Source organism: Ruegeria sp. CDSB029 (genome assembly GCF_059611125.1).
Genome location: NZ_JBXWOX010000029.1, coordinates 1 through 16558 on the forward strand (window position 1 = coordinate 1; position 16558 = coordinate 16558).

Annotated in this window: 17 protein-coding genes and 2 pseudogenes; 7 read left to right on the forward strand and 12 right to left on the reverse strand. The window is 54.3% G+C overall.

Features of this window, described 5'->3' with window-relative positions:
- Window positions 1-292 (forward strand): hypothetical protein (locus AC2FI8_RS22335; protein WP_496781011.1); only part of this gene is annotated, 292 nt, incomplete at its 5' end.
- A 314-nt stretch (window positions 293-606) separates the two neighbouring features.
- Here AC2FI8_RS22335 and AC2FI8_RS22340 read toward each other — a convergent pair.
- Window positions 607-1311, reverse strand: coding sequence for a helix-turn-helix transcriptional regulator (locus AC2FI8_RS22340; RefSeq protein WP_496727552.1), 705 nt, complete (start codon window positions 1309-1311; stop codon window positions 607-609).
- A 107-nt stretch (window positions 1312-1418) separates the two neighbouring features.
- Here AC2FI8_RS22340 and AC2FI8_RS22345 point away from each other — a divergent pair, with 107 nt between their 5' ends.
- The 3 genes from AC2FI8_RS22345 to AC2FI8_RS22355 are packed head-to-tail and all read left to right on the forward strand — an operon-like array spanning window position 1419 to window position 2777.
- A complete protein-coding gene (locus AC2FI8_RS22345) occupies window positions 1419-1856 on the forward strand; it encodes a VOC family protein (RefSeq protein WP_496727551.1) in 438 nt (145 codons plus the stop codon).
- A 40-nt stretch (window positions 1857-1896) separates the two neighbouring features.
- Window positions 1897-2253 (forward strand): VOC family protein, encoded by a 357-nt coding sequence (locus AC2FI8_RS22350; protein ID WP_496727550.1) that lies wholly within the window; start codon window positions 1897-1899, stop codon window positions 2251-2253.
- Between the two features lie 41 nt (window positions 2254-2294).
- A complete protein-coding gene (locus tag AC2FI8_RS22355; RefSeq protein WP_496781012.1) occupies window positions 2295-2777 on the forward strand; it encodes an NAD(P)-dependent oxidoreductase in 483 nt (160 codons plus the stop codon).
- 179 nt (window positions 2778-2956) lie between these two features.
- On the opposite strand, the pseudogene AC2FI8_RS22360 reads toward AC2FI8_RS22355, so the two are convergent.
- The 5 genes and pseudogenes from AC2FI8_RS22360 to AC2FI8_RS22380 all read right to left on the reverse strand — a co-directional run.
- Window positions 2957-3280, reverse strand: a pseudogene (locus AC2FI8_RS22360) (DDE-type integrase/transposase/recombinase); the annotation flags it as partial.
- Between the two features lie 203 nt (window positions 3281-3483).
- Window positions 3484-3792, reverse strand: coding sequence for a hypothetical protein (locus tag AC2FI8_RS22365; protein ID WP_496727430.1), 309 nt, complete (start codon window positions 3790-3792; stop codon window positions 3484-3486).
- A gap of 208 nt (window positions 3793-4000) precedes the next feature.
- Window positions 4001-4477 (reverse strand): MafI family immunity protein, encoded by a 477-nt coding sequence (locus AC2FI8_RS22370; RefSeq protein ID WP_496781013.1) that lies wholly within the window; start codon window positions 4475-4477, stop codon window positions 4001-4003.
- A gap of 18 nt (window positions 4478-4495) precedes the next feature.
- Window positions 4496-4768, reverse strand: a complete 273-nt coding sequence (locus AC2FI8_RS22375; RefSeq protein ID WP_496770483.1) for a hypothetical protein — start codon at window positions 4766-4768, stop codon at window positions 4496-4498.
- 1 nt (window position 4769) lies between these two features.
- The gene (locus AC2FI8_RS22380; protein ID WP_496781014.1) at window positions 4770-5705 is read right to left on the reverse strand and encodes a hypothetical protein; all 936 of its coding nucleotides are present in this window, start codon (window positions 5703-5705) and stop codon (window positions 4770-4772) included.
- A gap of 430 nt (window positions 5706-6135) precedes the next feature.
- On the opposite strand from AC2FI8_RS22380, the pseudogene AC2FI8_RS22385 reads away from it, so the two are divergent.
- A pseudogene (locus AC2FI8_RS22385) lies at window positions 6136-6390 on the forward strand (transposase); the annotation flags it as partial.
- A 412-nt stretch (window positions 6391-6802) separates the two neighbouring features.
- On the opposite strand, the gene AC2FI8_RS22390 reads toward AC2FI8_RS22385, so the two are convergent.
- The 6 genes from AC2FI8_RS22390 to AC2FI8_RS22415 are packed head-to-tail and all read right to left on the reverse strand — an operon-like array spanning window position 6803 to window position 14275.
- A complete protein-coding gene (locus AC2FI8_RS22390; protein ID WP_496781015.1) occupies window positions 6803-8458 on the reverse strand; it encodes a sulfatase-like hydrolase/transferase in 1656 nt (551 codons plus the stop codon).
- Window positions 8455-9690 carry a Tm-1-like ATP-binding domain-containing protein gene (locus tag AC2FI8_RS22395; protein WP_496781016.1) on the reverse strand — a complete coding sequence of 412 codons (1236 nt, stop codon included), beginning with the start codon at window positions 9688-9690 and terminating at the stop codon, window positions 8455-8457. The genes AC2FI8_RS22390 and AC2FI8_RS22395 overlap by 4 nt, the downstream gene beginning before the upstream one ends.
- Window positions 9691-9718: 28 nt before the next feature.
- On the reverse strand, window positions 9719-11203 hold the full coding sequence (locus AC2FI8_RS22400; RefSeq protein ID WP_496781017.1) for an aldehyde dehydrogenase: 1485 nt from the start codon (window positions 11201-11203) through the stop codon (window positions 9719-9721).
- A 7-nt stretch (window positions 11204-11210) separates the two neighbouring features.
- Complete coding sequence (locus AC2FI8_RS22405) at window positions 11211-12743, reverse strand: tripartite tricarboxylate transporter permease (RefSeq protein ID WP_058278613.1); 1533 nt, start codon at window positions 12741-12743, stop codon at window positions 11211-11213.
- Between the two features lie 9 nt (window positions 12744-12752).
- Window positions 12753-13289, reverse strand: a complete 537-nt coding sequence (locus tag AC2FI8_RS22410) for a tripartite tricarboxylate transporter TctB family protein (protein WP_108859824.1) — start codon at window positions 13287-13289, stop codon at window positions 12753-12755.
- A gap of 56 nt (window positions 13290-13345) precedes the next feature.
- The gene (locus AC2FI8_RS22415) at window positions 13346-14275 is read right to left on the reverse strand and encodes a tripartite tricarboxylate transporter substrate binding protein (RefSeq protein WP_058274540.1); all 930 of its coding nucleotides are present in this window, start codon (window positions 14273-14275) and stop codon (window positions 13346-13348) included.
- A gap of 108 nt (window positions 14276-14383) precedes the next feature.
- Between AC2FI8_RS22415 and AC2FI8_RS22420 the strand changes: the two genes are divergently transcribed.
- Both AC2FI8_RS22420 and AC2FI8_RS22425 read left to right on the forward strand, forming a co-directional pair.
- Window positions 14384-15163, forward strand: coding sequence for an IclR family transcriptional regulator (locus tag AC2FI8_RS22420; protein WP_496781018.1), 780 nt, complete (start codon window positions 14384-14386; stop codon window positions 15161-15163).
- A gap of 35 nt (window positions 15164-15198) precedes the next feature.
- Window positions 15199-16551, forward strand: a complete 1353-nt coding sequence (locus AC2FI8_RS22425) for an aminotransferase class III-fold pyridoxal phosphate-dependent enzyme (RefSeq protein ID WP_282120992.1) — start codon at window positions 15199-15201, stop codon at window positions 16549-16551.
- Window positions 16552-16558 lie beyond the last annotated feature (7 nt).

The window sequence follows — 16558 nt, forward strand, 5'->3', positions numbered from 1 at the left end:
CTATTCACTGCATTTGTTTGGGGTAAATATATATCTCTATAAGACCCACCCCGGGCATATGTCTGGATGGCTACGCGCATACTTTGTCGAGTCGCTTGCAGTCGGCATATTGATCGGTTTCAGCGCGGACAAAAGTAGCATGATCTATTCAATTGCGAATGGGTTGACAGGGGGTGTGATAATAGCCCTGTCTCTTCGGGTTAAACTACCCAGCCGTCCGTCAATGAATACAAAGGCTCTGTTGATTGGTGTGGTGTTTGCTGCGGTCGCTGTCGTCTTAACCCGGTACTGACCCAAGGACACTGGGTGTACTATTGGCCTTGGCTTTTGGTTGCGGCGCACGATGATTCTCGGCCATTTCTTGACTTAACCACCAAGACTTGGGCTGGCCCAACATTCTCCTCAATGGCCGCTGTAATTCAGTTGGTCAGCGCATCCAGTGCATCAGCGGTAACGGCTATGGGCTCGAAACTGCCCTCGGAGCGAGCACAGCATTGCCCCTAACGCTTTTTTGTTGATCCAACTGACGGCCCAATCCTGTCGTTGCTTAAGCAGCGCTCCGCTGCGCTGCTGCTTCCCCATTGCGGTCCTTCGGCAACCCTTGTCTTATGCCCCCTCTTCATAGCGCTTTCGTTCTGCATCCGTGGCATTACGCCACTCCGCGCGAAGTAGGTCCATTCGCCGAGGAATACTGTTTTCGAGAACCTCCGCCTCAATGATCCGTTCTGTCCGAAAGTAACGAAAGCCTTCTCGCATCTCGCACCATGCAGCGATGATGCGGCTGGTGTCCCGATAACCCAGCAGTATGGGCCAGATCACACGACGAGTTTGTTGGCCTGAGTGGTCCGAATATTTCAGAGCTATTTTTTGGCGGCGTCGAATGGCCAGACGAATGGCCGCGGCGCCGAGTACTTCAACCGGCTGCGCGACGGGCGCAACGCTTACGGCCGGCTGAAGAAACGACGTCCGGTACTTGTCAGGTGCGACAGCTTCCAGCTTGGTGATTAGCTTCTCAGCCGCCAGCGCAAGCTCGGGTTCGCCTCGCGTCTTGACCCACAACACGCCAAGCGTAACGGCCTCGATTTCGTCCGGGGTCAGCATCAGCGGTGGCATATGAAAGCCGGGCTCCAACACATAGCCGACCCCGGCCTCGCCATTGATCGGCACGCCCTGGCCCATCAGCGCAGCAACATCGCGATACACCGTACGCTTGGTCACGCCCAGTTCTTCACCAATAGACTGGGCAGAGATCGGGCCTTTGGCACGCCTCAGGATCTCGATGACTTCAAATAGCCTGTCGCCGCGCCTCATGTGATCTCCTTTCGATGAAACAGAGCATACTGACAGTATGCTGACAACACGCTGTCAGCATAGGCGCGGTAGAAGCAGGAAAAACATTATAAAATGGAGATCAGAAGATGGGACATTTCATTGCTCTAACCCTCGCCGCTGTTATGCCAACAGCACTCGTTGCGGAGTCGGCGGAGCAGCGGGGAACTGCGCCGATCATGGCCATGGGCGCCTATGTGCCGACCGACAACATGGAGGAATCGGAGGCCTTCTACCGCGCCCTGTTCGACAGTGAACCGACAATCGGGCTACCCGAATTCGTGGCGTTCGATGTGGCTGGTGGCTGGTTCGCAATCGTGTCACGGGACAAGTACGCACCGGGGTCCGAGGCAGGTTCGGGTGCGGTTCCCTACCTGCAATCCGCCGATCTGGAGGTCTTGCACGCCCGCGCCACCTCTGCCGGTGTGACCGCGCCGGAGATCATCGAAGAGCCGGGCATCCACTTGCTTAAGATCACCGACCCCAACGGTCAGTTGATCGAGTTTTTCAGACTGACCGGTCAGTGACGCTCACAAGACTCAGCACAATCTCAAAGGACATCCCACCATGCAAATGAACTACTTCGTCGTCGGTACCAACGACATGGCCGCCGCAACGCACTTCTATGACCAGCTTTTTGGTCAATTAGGCCTAAAGCGCGTCTCGCCCACCGACAGAATGACTTACTGGCTCGGACCTAATTTTGCCTTTGCAGCTGCCATCCCGTTCGACGAAAAACCCGCCACGAATGGCAACGGAACCATGGTCGGCTTCAGCGTCGGGTCGGCTGAAGAGGTCGTAAGGCTGCACGCATTGGCCATCGAGCTTGGTGGCACGAGCGAAGGCGAACCGAACCAACGTGGACCGCGCTTCTCGGCCTACGTCAGGGATCTTGACAGCAACAAGATTTGCCTCTCCGCCTAATGCAGGTCGCAAACGCACTTTCCGATTGAATGGAGAAGACTTTGAAACTCGTTCTTTTGGGCGCGAATGGGCGGACAGATAAGCTTGTGCTCGTAGCTGTGCACGCACGGGACATGGAGGTCACAGCGGTCGTTCGTTCTGCAGTCAAAACGACCGATCTACGACACCCAAGATTGCACGTGGTGGTCGGTGATCACTATGATCCTGAGTTTCTCGCATCAGTGTTTCGCGACCACGGCGCCGCTGTTTCGGCCATGGGCGGTGAGCTGCCAACAAAAGCCGCCACTTCTGTGTATTTCCGATCTTCTTACGCCATCGTCGAAGCGGCGTCGGCGACCAGACTCAAGCGGGTCTTGGTGACTTCAACGGCTTTGCTATTTCCAGACCAAACGCTGCTCGGAAAGCTCCTTCGTTTCGTTGTGCCGAACGTTGTACGCAGCGCCGATCGCATGGAGGATATCTTGAAGAACTCTGGCCTAAACTGGACCTCGGCCCGCGCGGGATTTCTCAAAAACCCGGTGTGACGGCATACCGTGCCCAAAGAGATGCTTTTCCCGAAAACAGAACAGCAGTTTCCCTGTTGGCACTTGAACAATTCCTGATTGATGCCATCTCGGACCCTGAGACCCAAGGGGCGGCATACGGCGTGGGTTCTGTCGCAAACTTTTCAGATGGCAGAGCATTAGTGGAATTGGTGAGCGGTTTACCCTGCCAGTTGGGCGAACTGCTGAAACGGACGGAGGCCGGGTGTGAATTGGCCTTTGCGGATCATGTTGACCATTTCTATGCCTGCCAGGACAGATGCGGCTGAAGCGAAAGATTTGAATCCCAGCATGGGTCTGATCCTTCGTTTGATGAAACGGTGATCTTGTTCAATGATGTTAATGAGGTATTTCTGCCTGAACATTTCGATCGGGATCGGGCAGCCATAGCTCTTGAGCATCTTGTTGATCGCCTTGATACCAGCTGTATTGGCTCCACTTTTGTCGATGACGATCTTGCGCGGTAGACCGTTCACCTCACCCGCACCATCTGCGGTTGCTGCCAGGAGATTGTCACCGACGCGCAGGCAAGTTTTGCCACCGAATTTGATAAGTGTACCTGCACATGCGGTGCCAACTTCAAAGATGACGCTGCCAATGGTGCGTGGAACAAAGAAGTCCTTGATAAAGAAAAAGGAACGGATTCTACAGCCTAACGGCCCGGATCAAGGGACTGGGTCAAGGGCCGTTAGCTTGTTGCAGGTTTTAAGAACATTTTTATTGCGAACTCACGTGCTTCCTCATCTGTTTCTGCCTCATAAACCTCACCAACATCAGGGTGGTTCAATATTTCCATCCAAGAAAAGCTGGGGGCTTCAAAGGAACTAATGATTTCGAGTCTCAAAGCTGAGTGACGCTCTGTCTCACGCTTAACAAGACCTTTCAGCTCGTTCTCTGTTATGCCGATAGAAGCTACATCAAGTAGGTGTGTCAGATTAGGAAACTTTTGCGAGTAATTCATCATGGTAGCGATGGGAACATTGTTATTGTTTCCCATTCCCCTGTTGTTGGATTTCGTTCCACTGCGACTTGGACGTGCGTTAGTCCATCAACCCTTTCCGGCGGCCCATTTCGCCCGACATTGTTTGGGTTAGCTGATCCAATGCGTCGATACCCTCTGCCAACGTCCTCGCCAACGTCAAATGTAAACCTATGAGTATTAGCGGTCGGGTTTGCGGCTATTGCGTCTTGAAGTGGTTGCCCTCTCATAACGGTATCCGCACGCAACATTGCATCTTCCGAGTGGAACGCGGACGAAAGCGGTGATCAACACTGCAATGACCAAGCCGATGATATGACGCAACTGGCCGAACATACTCAATTTTTTGGGGGGCAAGAAAATTCCATCTTTGTGGATCGATCTTCATGCTTTCACCAATCTCGCAGATTGTTTGAAATTCCTGCTCGTCTGCCAAAACGTCGAATTCAAACAGCTGCTCACACAGGTTTTCGAATGCTACGCCCCATTCGCCGTGTTCAGCAGTCGATTGATAGTCGTCCAGCCATTCATCGTCTAGCCGACCTATAAACTGCTGAATGAGGGATACAGTTGCTCTTTGAATTGCGTTTTCCATGTCAATACTTCGGATATGCTCTGATGGTACCATCGGCATAGCCGCCGCACTCAAAATCGAGAGCAGCATCGTAGTAATCAAGCCAATAATTTGGCGAAGAATACTCAAGCCTCAGGTTTACACCCTTTAATTGTCTCGACGCATGGCTTTCCATTCGGCAATCAGTTCGAGCACACGCTCGTCCATATCTGCTGTGGTCAGGCCGTGAGTAGTAGTTGCACCTGGCCGAATCCATCGGGATACAAAAGTCCCTGCATGCCTGTAAATGCCTGGAAATTCTTCCATCATAAACCCAGCAAGTTGGCCTCCTGATAAACTAGGGTCAATTTCCAGTACTTCTAACAAAAGCTCCGACGGTTTAGCGCCATCGTCAACTCTACTTGCCCAGTTCCGTTTCATACTACGGCCTCACGAACTCAAAATCGATAACGTTACTACCAGGCCTGGTCGTCTCAACAACTTCCGAATAGCCATGGCTGGCTGCGATGCGTCCAGTCCATGTATTCCTCGCTGCGTCAGTTCGAGTCATACCTGAATTCACATTATTGATGAACTGCGAATAGTTATCGCTGCCCGTACCTGGAATCCACACACCTTGCACTCTATCAACCTTTACCCCATCACGTTGTAGGCGAAGCATTGCACTATTGAACATGTCTGTCCCTGACCCGAGCGCCGCCGCATCACCACCCGCTGCGACATTGAATTCCAAGGAGCCATTTTTAAGCGTAATCTCGATTCCATGACCAGCATCAGGGTCTCGGTAGAGGTATTGAGCATCAACATCAGATCGATTGATACGATTTAGGTCATCAGAAATATCGACACGCGGTGGCAACGGTCCCTTATTTGTGGCAATTGTGGAGTGGAAAAACGCTGATACTTCCTCTGCAACACTCCAGCGGTGCAGCGCGCCTTTACTGCTCACGTTCGTTAGATGAGCACCTGCGATCGAAACATCCAACGCCACAGCGTGATAGTTTACTGAGTTCAGTGCGCCGGTAGGCGCTATATTAGGCCCGGCGAGCCGGGTCAAATGGCCGAGGTTGATCGATTGATTGGCCGTACCAAAAGCATGGCCGAACCAACCTACTGCTGCAGGATCAAAAATGGCGGGAGAGCTCGCGCTCACGTGATTTAGCTCTTGGGGAGGTGCTCTGGCCGCAAATGCAAGATCACCTGGTCGACTATCGTCGTAGCTGACAGCGACCGGATAGTAGATTTCGGACCAGCCGTCAGGCATAGCCCAAGCCGAACTTGCTCCAAAGACTGTAAACAGCAAAATCAGGAAAGCTTGAACTAGGCGAAAGAGCACATTCACTCCACCTCTAGCCATACAAGACCCTCGTATTCAGTCGCGCCTAAGCCCGCTGCCTCCATCAGATTATTGAGATAACAGTAATGACCTTGCTTCGGAACTTCCGACCAAGGGCTTGGCATAATGTCTTCCTCTGACAACCAAGTCTCTTCAGATTCTTCGCATACATAGACGATCTGCCCAGTAGATTTTATTCGAACTGGCACAACCCAACCTTGATCACAGTTTGGACACCAATGTTTCTTTAGGGCCATGGATAAGCTGTCCTGATTTCGCTGCCGTTTCTGGTCATAGTAACAATCCGAATATTGGTTTCGCCAGCCGATCCTATCGTCCGACCCATTGGGACCACATATGCTAATGGATCATTTGGATCAGGTGCTCCGCGTTTTTTCCAAGCTTCATCGACCAAAGCTAGCGCATCATCACCCTGAGCATTAAACACACTATGCTTTCTCTTGCTGGGGTTACCGCCTCCGCCGTTGTGGCGAACATCGGTGATGCTAAGCAATTCAGGACCGGCCGCGACCTTGCAGCCTGGCTGGGGCTGACCCCGCTCAACAAATCCAGCGGCGGAAAGGAAAAGTTAGGCAAGATCACTAAGAAAGGCGACCGATACATCCGAAAACTCCTGATCACCGGCATGACGTCACGGGCGCTGATGGGCAGGAAGCATCCGGAGAGCCTGGATAATCTGGGTGATGCTGACAAAACAACAGGAATACCGGCAGCCGACCGCCTGACAAGGCCGACCTGCCCAGAGATGCAAGACGTTTGAAGTGATGATGCGGACTTCAGTCAACCAAAAGCCAGGACGCTCCGACCAACGTCGCGGCCCCAATCGAGGTCGATTAGCCGATAGGAACCTTGCTTGCGGAACTCATCATGGCCGGCGGCCAAATACACTGGCTGCGTGAACAGGCCGAACACACGACAGTACTGACGGACCGCCGCCATCAACACAGAAAACACTTGCAATGCAGGTGCCACCCACACACGACCTTGAGCACGGTCATCAAATGCTGCGGTCGCAGCCCGCATTCCGGACTTTAGCTGCAACCGCAAAATCGCAATCAGTTTGGAGCTCGGGACAGCGGACAAAACCCCTGCATGTCTCACCGACGCCTGATCGTTTTCTCTATTACGTCGTAGGGCAATTCACGCTCATCATAAACACCGATAAAAATACCGACATCAGCCGCACTCCCGTCTCGCTTTTTCAGCAACGTGTCATTTGAAACCGTTGTACGTTGCGATGGACGGCGCGCCCATTCTGACAAGCGCTTCATGAACATGTTGATAACCTCGGCATGCCCCAAGTCGGCACCGAGATCATTCAACTCTTTAGGGTCGTTTTTCAGGTCGAACAATAGCGGGCGAAACCCACCATCGGCAAAGATGAATTTCCAATCCTTGTCCGCCAGCATGAACAGGCGTGCTTGTTTGGGGTCAAGGCCCAGAGCCGCGGCTTCGGGCGTGGCAGAATAATCATATTCGCTAACCACATACTCGCGCCATGCCTTGGGGTTTTGGCCATACAGTAACGGCAGTAGCGAGCGGCCTTCGATAACGTGATCCGGGACATCGCTACCTGCCAGATCAACAAATGTTGCCGCCAGATCAATACTTTCGACCAGTGCGCTACAAACAGTGCCGCGTGTTGCGTCTGCTTCTGGTGACGGGTCATAGATGATCAGCGGAACGCGCACCGACGGATCATGGAAGAGATCCTTTTCACCCATCCAATGATCACCGAGGTAGTCCCCATGGTCGGAGGTCACGACGATCATCGTGTCTTCCATGTGGCCACTCTCTTTTAGCCAATTGAACAGGCGACCCATCTGATCATCAGCCTGTTTGATCAGCCCCATATAGGCGGGTATCACCTTTTCACGCACACCCGGCTTGCTAAAGGTTTGACCGATTTCGTTCTGCATGAATTGTTCATAGACAGGGTGAGGATTATGTAACTCGCCATCCGAGCGAACCACCGGCAAAACATCCTCTGCCGTGTACATGTCATGATACGGCGCTGGAACAATGTAAGGCCAATGAGGCTTGATATAAGAAAGGTGGCACATCCATGGGCCAGCGGAATTTGCATCCTGCGTTTTGATAAATTCAATCGCCTGTCCCGTCAGCCACGGCGTTTCGCTATCTTCTTCTTTGATGTTCGCAGGCTTATCAGCGTGCCGCATAAACCAACCCGAAGCGACACCACCATCTTCATCAACCCCGGCATTGGCATTGTGCTGCCAGGGATTTTCAGCCTCATACCCTTGCCCTTTCAGATACTCGTTATAGGGCGAACGTCTTTTGTCATAAAAGCCTTGCGGCCCCTCACCCCATAAGCCGTCATCACGAAGGAAGACATCAAAACCACATTCCGCGACACGTGCTCCGATCACTCCGTCGCGCGAAATGCCCAGACGGTCCATCCCTGCCTGATCCACGCTCATATGCGTCTTTCCGATCAACCAACTATCCATCCCACGTTCGCGCAGATGATCGCCCAGAGTGACCTCTCCGACCTTGAGCGGGAAATTATTCCAGGCGGCGCCGTGGCTGTGCACGTAACGCCCAGTGTAAAAGCTCATCCTTGAGGCACCGCAGATGGGCGATTGAACATAGCAATGGGAGAACCGCACTCCCTTGCCCGCAAGCGCATCCAGATGAGGCGTGTTCAAACTTGGATGCCCAGTGCAACTCAGGTAGTCGAACCGAAGCTGATCGAACATGATAAACAGGATGTTCTTGGCTTTTTTGGTCATGTCGTCTTAACCACCCCTTCATTCATCCATTTATCGAACTGTTTGAGTACAGCATCGCAGAATGCGTCGTCATTGATATGGGCGTCAATTTCCGTAGTTGGTGCAACTGCAGGCATCACGCTGCGGGCCTCGTCAACCATTTCGGCAAGCGCTTCCGGGTCATGCGCTTCCTGGCCTTCGCGATCCCATTCCTCAACACCGCCGGTGGGCAGGAAAAAATGGGTTGGGCCGGTGGCTTGTTTCAGACGACCGGCCATTTCTCGAATAGCGGCCCGTCGCTCTTTTGCATTGAACACCGCACTTTTGATCAGGCGATTATGTTCGTGGAAAGGACGGTCGGCATATTGGTCGGGAATGTCCTGCCAACCCGCAAAATCCAAGAGATCCAGCGCGCCTGGGGCCACCATTTGCGGCACGCTTGCGCGCCCGGCATTTGTCAGCCGGTCCTGCCCTGAGGACACCAACGAACCTGCAAGCATGTTGGCAAATTCCTGCATGCAGAAATCCATTACGCAGCAGAACGCGCCCTCACCCGCAAGCTTCTCGAAGGCCATACCGCCCATGCCCGTTGAATGGAACACAGCCACTTCGTATCCCCGTTCTTCCAACGCGGGTTTCAGGGTTTTCATGTACCGCAGGCAGGATGAGCCCAACGAGGTCATTCCGATCATCGGGCGATCGCGCCGGGGGCGTTGGACGGCGCGGGCTGCGCCTAAAACAGCGCCTGCGGCCTGACTTAGCGATGAGCGGCAAACCGAGTTCATACCATAAAGCCCGCCCGCCCAAAGGATCATCTGAATATCCGGCGCCAAACGGTGTGGCGGAATCAGCGGTGAAAAACTGACGGTGGAGACAATGAATTTCGGCACACCCATTGGCAAAGCCTGCGCACAATCCAGCGCCAGGTCGGTGCCCATCGTGCCACCGGTTGCGAGCATCCCATCAAATTTTCCCTCGGCGTAGACCTGTGCCACAAGCGTCGCTGCGCCCTGCGACATCACGCGAAAAGCCTTGTTTTCGTCACCGAGCGCGATCACCTCATCTATGGTCATACCACCGGCCGCGGCCACATCATGTTTGGAAATGTCTGTGGGCGTGGTTGGATCCCCAAGAACCGAGACGTCCATGGTCAGCACGTTGCCACCCTGCGCAGAGATGCACTCTTCGATGTAGCGCATCTCGGGGTCTTTGGTGTCATAGGTGCCGATCAGCAAGATAGTCTTTTCGCCCATGGTAATCTTCTCCTCGCAGGCTATCGTCTTACAGCTGAATCCAGGCTGTTTTTAGATCGAAGTACTTTTCCATTGCGTGCAATGACTTGTCGTGGCCGTTGCCAGACTGTTTTACACCACCCAAAGGCACAGTGGCGTCAGCACCGCCGTAAGTATTGACGTGAACGACGCCAGAGCGGATGCCCGCCACCATGCGATGTGCACGGCTCAGGTTTGCAGTCCACACGCCCGAGGCCAATCCATAAACGCTGTCATTTGCCAGTCGCAGTGCCTCATCTTCGTCCCTGAACGGTGTCACGGCCAAAACCGGACCAAAGACCTCATTGCGGAACAGATTGTCGGTGGGTTTGACCCCGTTCATTACAGTGGGTGCCATAAAATAACCGCCCGTTTCCGTCAGAATTCGGTCACCGCCGGCACGGCGCTCAGCACCTTCCGCTTCGGCTTGGGCGACGAAATCCAGATTGCTTTCCAATTCCGGCAATGAGTGCACTGCCCCGATCTGTGTGTTCAAATTCAGCGGGTCGCCGACGCGGAAGGCCTGCGCGTGTTTAACGATCTCGGCGACGAAGTCTTCGTGAATATCCTCCTGCACCAGCAAGCGCGATCCCGCGACGCAAATCTGACCTGAATTTCGGAAAATACCTGCGGCGGAGACCTTGGCCGCCTGCGCGAGATCCGGGGCATCGTTGAACACGATGTTGGGGGACTTTCCGCCAAGCTCCAAGTAGCAGCGTTTCAAGTTCGAGCGCGCGGAATATTCCAGAAGCCGCCGCCCTGTCGCACCCGAGCCGGTAAAAACCATGATGTCGACATCCATCGACAGGGCCAGTGTTTCACCAACCACGCTGCCTTTGCCTGTGACAACGTTCAGGACACCGTCCGGCACACCTGCCTCAAGCGCCAATTCGGCTAATCGCAAAAGTGATAGCGAGGCCGATTCCGCAGGTTTCAACACCACCGAGTTACCCGCCGCCAGCGCCGGCGCGATCTTCCACGCACCGATCATCATCGGCATGTTCCAAGGCACAATCGCCCCTACAACGCCGACAGGCGCGTGATGCACAAGACCCAGCACATTTTCAGCTGTGGGCGCAATCTGACCATAGATCTTGTCTATGGCCTCGCCATAATAGCGGAACGTGCCCGCAGCCGACATCGGCTCGGCCTTCATGGCCATGTTGATCTCAGTGCCGTTGTCCCGCACGCCCAGAACGGCCAGTTCCAAAGCGTGTTCTTCAATCAGATCGGCCAGTTTCAACAACACCTTCTTGCGTACAGAAGGTGCAGCCCGCGACCAGCGTCCGTCTTCAAACGCCGTGCGGGCCGCCGCAATAGCCCGCTCCATATCCTCGGGGGTGCCCTCGGCAATTTGAGTTAGAACCTGACCGTCAATTGGAGAAATGACATCCAGTTGCCCTCCTGCCGCTGCGGCCTCGTGACGCCCATCAATCAGAAGGCTCCGGGCCGGTACGGGCTGACCACGTAGCGCGTCAATGGCAAGTTGATCCATAGGTCGCTTATCCTTGCTGGTTCGGATTATCGGAATCCACGGGTTGCATCGTAGGTTCCGGCCGCAGTTTGTTTTTGAATTCGAAATACAGCGTTCGGCAGTGCAGGATCAGGATCAGAACGATCAGGCCAAACAGAATGGCCGCGATGGGCCGGTCGATAAAGTCGAGCGGCGTCTTGACCCGTGCCATTGCGCTGCGCAGCTTGGTTTCCATAATCCCGCCAAGAACCATGCCCAAAATGATTGGAACAATCGGCAGGTCCAGCCGTTTTAGGATCAGCCCAAAAACCCCGAACCCGGCAGCAATGGCACAATCTGTGATCGAGTTGCGCAGGCTATAGACCCCCACGAAGGCAAGTATCAGGATCATGACACCAAGGAACCGGGTCGGGATCTGGATAATCTTCAGCAGCAGGTTCGTCGAAAATAACAAGAACACAAGAACGATCACGTTAAGCAGGATCAGCGCCATATACAGGGCCAATACGAAATCCATCTGGTTTTCGAACAGCTGCGGTCCGGGGATCACGTTGTGGACATAAAACACCGACAGCATCATCGCCGTCAGCGCCTCGCCAGGAATACCCAGAGCCAGCAGAGGAATCATCGCAGCGCCTGGAACGGCGTTGTTCGCTGCCTCGGACGCCACAAGTCCCTCGGGTGAGCCGTCACCAAACTTTTCTGGGTTCTTTGACGTCTTTTGAGCATAGGTGTAGGACAAAAATTGCGATGTAAACTCGCCCGTGCCCGGCACCATGCCCATGAAAACACCGATACTTGAGGACACGGTAGCAACGCGTTTCACGCCCAGAAGTTCTTTGAGGCCGGCAAAGATATTGCCACTTACATGGGTGTCGCCTGGCGCGTGGTTCTTTTCCAATAGCAGCAGAAATGCCTGGCTGATCGCAAACAGACCCAGCACGACCACAATGAGATCAATGCCCGAAGCCAGCCAACTTTGATCGAAGGTGAACCGGCGGGTGTATTTCACGGGCTCCAGACCCACCGAATTCAGGAAAATGCCGAAGGCCGCCAGCATACCAGCGGCAAAAATCTGCCCCCGATGGGCCAGCACAACCAGAATGATGCCCAATAGCGCGGCCAGGAAAATCTCGCGGCTGCCAAAATGTGGGGCGACAAGGGCCAGAACCGGTGACAACACCATCAGACAGATGATCGCAAACACGCCCCCGAAGAACGAGGCCGAATACGCCAGAGACAGCGCACGGTGGCCCTGCCCCCGTTTGGTCATGGGATATCCGTCATAAGTGGTCAGCGCGTTTACCGCTGTGCCGGGGGTGTTGATCAGAATCGCGGGAATGGCTCCGCCATACATGGATGAGCCATAGATGCCCAATAATAGGGTTAGTCCTACGATGGGCTCGAACGCAAAGGTGGCAGGCAACAGGATTGCAATGGCCACGGCCGCACCCACGCCGGGCAATGCACCGATGATGACGCCGCCGATCGAACCGATCAGCAGGGCGACGATTACCTGCCATTGTAGCAGGATTGAAATACCGGAAAGAAGCGTTTCCATAGTGGCCCCTTACAGATAGGTCAGCGCAAAGGCGCGCACGGAATCCGGAAGGTATTCATAGACCGCTCCGGCGGGGATTTTGACCTGAAGAAAGCCACGGAAAACGATGGTGACCACAAAGCCGAACAACGCAGCTATTCCGATAGCATTTGCACCACGAAACCCCACGCGAAGGGTCAGGAAGACTGCGAACAACATGGTTGAGGGCAGATATCCCAGCTGCGGAACCACCAGCACATAGATCAGGAAATAGGCAACATATTCGAACGACCGAACCCAGAACCCGACCTCGGTCCAGCGGCCGCTGATCCGGTCTGACAAGGCCGAGCTAAGCCAATGCAGAAACCCGAACACCACCATGCACCAGATTGCAATTGTGGGCCAAAGACCCGGCTGCGCGAACCATTTGGTTCGTTTGACGACCTTGGTCTGATCACCCAGCTGGGACAAAAGAAACACCGCGAATGCCAAAAACAGTACGGCGAAAACGACATCGCCGGGTCGGCGATATCTTTTGAACATGTCCTGTAAAGTCTTTGCAATCATCGTTTCCTCCCAACCTGAAAGAGGCGTGAGGCAGTGCCCCACGCCCAATCTGGATCTTACTCGCCCAGAATTTCTTCAATCTTGGCGAAAGAGGATTTGTCTTGCTCAATCTGAGCGTTGGATGCGTCTGGGTCCTGCCAGTAGATCAAAGCACCGGTTTCCTCAGCAAGCTGCTTGGCCTTGTCCGACTGCACTGCCTTTTGTGCTGCTGCGGTGATTTTTTCGCGTGCCTCGGGTGGAGTATCCTTGTGAACGAACAGGCCGTTCCACAATGCCAGCGGCAGATCCGGGTTGAGCTCGACGATCGTCGGCGTATCTGGGATCAGCGAAATCCGCTCGCCACCTATGCTCGCCAGAATGTTCACGTCATCCAGGCAAGGTAGTACAAGTTGCAACGTGGTGTTGATGACGTCCACGTCACCCGATGCCAGCGTGTTGCAATCCAACGCGTCAAAGGCTGCTTCACTTGCAAAATCAAATCCGCTGCTTACAGCAGCAGCAAAGGTGACCTGCGTGGGCGGCAAGACCGAGCCGAAGTGACCAAGCGCCAAATCGTTATCCTTGCCGTGTTCTGCCAGTTCTTCCCAGTTCGAGAACGGCGCATCCTTGCTGGATGCGATTACGAATGGGTAAGTCAGAAAAATACCGATCGGATCAAACGGGTTCGGGTTCAGTTCAGGGATACCGATTTCCGGTCCAATGACGGGAACGCCAATGACGAAAGAACCAATAGTGTATCCGTCTGCTGGCGCGGTGGCGACTTCGACTGCACCTGGGAACGGACCGCCGCCGCCGCCGGGCTTGTTCACGACCGCAGCCGGGACGTCGTACATGGCTTGAAATTCGTCCGCGATCATTCGCGTCAGCACGTCTTCAAGATCGCCCGGAGGCCATGGAACCACGAAAGTTACCGGTTTCTCTGGATACTCTGCCAGTGCAGCGGTTGCTGACGCTACAAATGCGGCGGTTGCTAGAAATTTCTTCATTGACACCTCCCGTTAGTGGTTCAATAAATGAACCGCGTTAACAATAATAATGTTGCGTTGTTAAGTTAATTCTGTCAAGTATAACCTGACCGGGAGGAGGCAAAACACATGGGCACCGCACTTAATGCCTTGAAAATGCTAGAGTACTTTTCAAGCTCTCAGCCGGAAATCGGGCTGAGTCACATTGCGCGCCTGGCTGGATTGAACAAGGCAACCGCCCTCCGCCACTTACGAGCACTGGAAGAGTTCGGCCTAATTGAGCAGAATCCGCAGACGAAATCATATGCCATCGGACCAGCTGCTCTTCGGTTGGCCGCCCTGCGCGAGATTGCCAAGCCTGGCCTTGATGGTGCACGCCAGAAAATGCAGGCCGCGATGCATGAGGTTGGCGAAAGCCTGCACCTTACGCTGCTTGAAAAAGACACTCTGCAAACTGCGCTGGTGGTCGAAACCACGCAGCACAGCGTTCGCGTAAGTCTGGACCCTAGCGAAATTATTCCGGTGAACGCGACTGCTTCGGGATTATGTATGCTGAGCTTCGGTCCCGCTTTCCTTCTGGAACGCTTGGAATCCGACACACTCACCCGATTTACCGAAGCAACAATGACGGACCCAAAGATTATTCGTGACCGGGTTGCACAAATCGGCCGGGCGGGCTGGGCCAATAGTAATGGCAGCTTTGAAGATGGTGTCTTCGGATATGCGGCGCCTATCTTCGGTATTGATCAGATCGCGATTGGAACCATTGCGATTGCCGTTCCCGAAATTCGTGCAACCCGCGCGCGACAGCCGCTGATTTTGACCTCACTCCACACCCTTTCGAAAGAACTGACCGCAAACTTTGGCGGCCAGATGCCCGAAAATTTTCCAACCGAATTCCACCCATGATTGACGGGCGGACTAAATCTCCGGAGACACGTTACATGAAAGACTCCAACTTTCTGAAGGAAAACAACGCCCGACATTTCTGGCAACCAATGGCGCACCCGGCCGACAGCCAGAAAAACCCGCCGACCATTCTGACCGGAGGTGAAGGGGTCAGCATCATTGATGTAGATGGTCACAAGGCGCTGGATGCAGTGGGTGGCTTATGGAACGTCAATCTGGGCTATTCCTGTGATCCGGTAAAGCAGGCCATCACCGATCAACTGAACGCGCTACCCTATTATTCAACCTTTCGCGGCACCAGCAACGACAAGGCGATCGAATTGTCTTATGAGTTGGCGCAGTTCTTTGCGCCTGACGGATTGACCCGTGCATTCTTTACTTCGGGTGGATCGGATTCGGTTGAGATCGCGCTGAAACTTGCACGTCAGTTTCACAAAGTTCGAGGCGAGGCCGGCCGTACCAAGTTCATCAGCCTGAAACAGGGCTATCACGGCACCCACTTCGCGGCTGCCTCGGTCAATGGCAATCAGAAGTTCCGTGCGGCTTATGAGCCGATGATGCCGGGCTGTTTCCACGTGCCCGCGCCCTGGACCTATCGCAACCCGTTCGATGAGACGGACCCCGAGCGTCTTGCGCAACTTTGCGTAAAAGCGCTGGAGGCCGAAATCGCATTCCAGGGTGCAAACACCGTCGCCGCATTTATTATGGAGCCAATCTTGGGCGCAGGCGGAGTGATCCCGCCGCACAAGAGCTTTATGCCCATGGTGCGTGAGGTCTGCTCAAAGCACGGAATTCTGCTGATTTCGGACGAAATCATTACTGCCTTTGGGCGTACAGGCAGCGAAAGTGGCGCGAGACATTGGGGGGTGCAGCCCGATATCATGACAACGGCCAAAGCCATCACAAACGGCTATTTCCCATTCGGCGCGGCAATGATCTCAGGCGCGGTTGCGGAGGTGTTCGAAAGCGACACTACCGGCAGAGCTTCTGTCGATCAGGGCTACACCTATTCCGGGCACCCGGTTGGCGCGGCCGCAGCCTTGGCCACGCTTGCCGAGATCAACCGCCTGCGAGTTTGGGAAAACGCAGCTGCACGGGGGGATGAGTTGTTTGCCGGGTTGAAAAAACTGGCCGACAAATACGACGTAGTCGGTGACGTGCGAGGGGGTGAAGGCCTGATGTGTGCGCTCGAGCTGGTTTCGGACCGTGCGACCAAGGCGCCAATTGCCAAACATCTTCCGCTGCAGGTTCAAAAAGCAACTTATGAAGATGGCGTTATGGTCCGTGTATCTGGAAACAACATCATATTGTCTCCGCCGCTGGTCATCACGTCTGATGACGTAGCCAAGATCCTGTCAGCCCTGGATACAGGACTAGCGAGACTGTAGTGATCAC

Bases quoted from the DNA above. Each gene is read 5' to 3' on its own strand.
- AC2FI8_RS22340 (WP_496727552.1), bottom strand. From the start codon at position 1,311: ATGAGGCGCGGCGACAGGCTATTTGAAGTCATCGAGATCCTGAGGCGT.
- AC2FI8_RS22345 (WP_496727551.1), top strand. From the start codon at position 1,419: ATGGGACATTTCATTGCTCTAACCCTCGCCGCTGTTATGCCAACAGCA.
- AC2FI8_RS22350 (WP_496727550.1), top strand. From the start codon at position 1,897: ATGCAAATGAACTACTTCGTCGTCGGTACCAACGACATGGCCGCCGCA.
- AC2FI8_RS22365 (WP_496727430.1), bottom strand. From the start codon at position 3,792: ATGGGAAACAATAACAATGTTCCCATCGCTACCATGATGAATTACTCG.
- AC2FI8_RS22375 (WP_496770483.1), bottom strand. From the start codon at position 4,768: ATGAAACGGAACTGGGCAAGTAGAGTTGACGATGGCGCTAAACCGTCG.
- AC2FI8_RS22380 (WP_496781014.1), bottom strand. From the start codon at position 5,705: ATGGCTAGAGGTGGAGTGAATGTGCTCTTTCGCCTAGTTCAAGCTTTC.
- AC2FI8_RS22390 (WP_496781015.1), bottom strand. From the start codon at position 8,458: ATGACCAAAAAAGCCAAGAACATCCTGTTTATCATGTTCGATCAGCTT.
- AC2FI8_RS22395 (WP_496781016.1), bottom strand. From the start codon at position 9,690: ATGGGCGAAAAGACTATCTTGCTGATCGGCACCTATGACACCAAAGAC.
- AC2FI8_RS22400 (WP_496781017.1), bottom strand. From the start codon at position 11,203: ATGGATCAACTTGCCATTGACGCGCTACGTGGTCAGCCCGTACCGGCC.
- AC2FI8_RS22405 (WP_058278613.1), bottom strand. From the start codon at position 12,743: ATGGAAACGCTTCTTTCCGGTATTTCAATCCTGCTACAATGGCAGGTA.
- AC2FI8_RS22410 (WP_108859824.1), bottom strand. From the start codon at position 13,289: ATGATTGCAAAGACTTTACAGGACATGTTCAAAAGATATCGCCGACCC.
- AC2FI8_RS22415 (WP_058274540.1), bottom strand. From the start codon at position 14,275: ATGAAGAAATTTCTAGCAACCGCCGCATTTGTAGCGTCAGCAACCGCT.
- AC2FI8_RS22420 (WP_496781018.1), top strand. From the start codon at position 14,384: ATGGGCACCGCACTTAATGCCTTGAAAATGCTAGAGTACTTTTCAAGC.
- AC2FI8_RS22425 (WP_282120992.1), top strand. From the start codon at position 15,199: ATGAAAGACTCCAACTTTCTGAAGGAAAACAACGCCCGACATTTCTGG.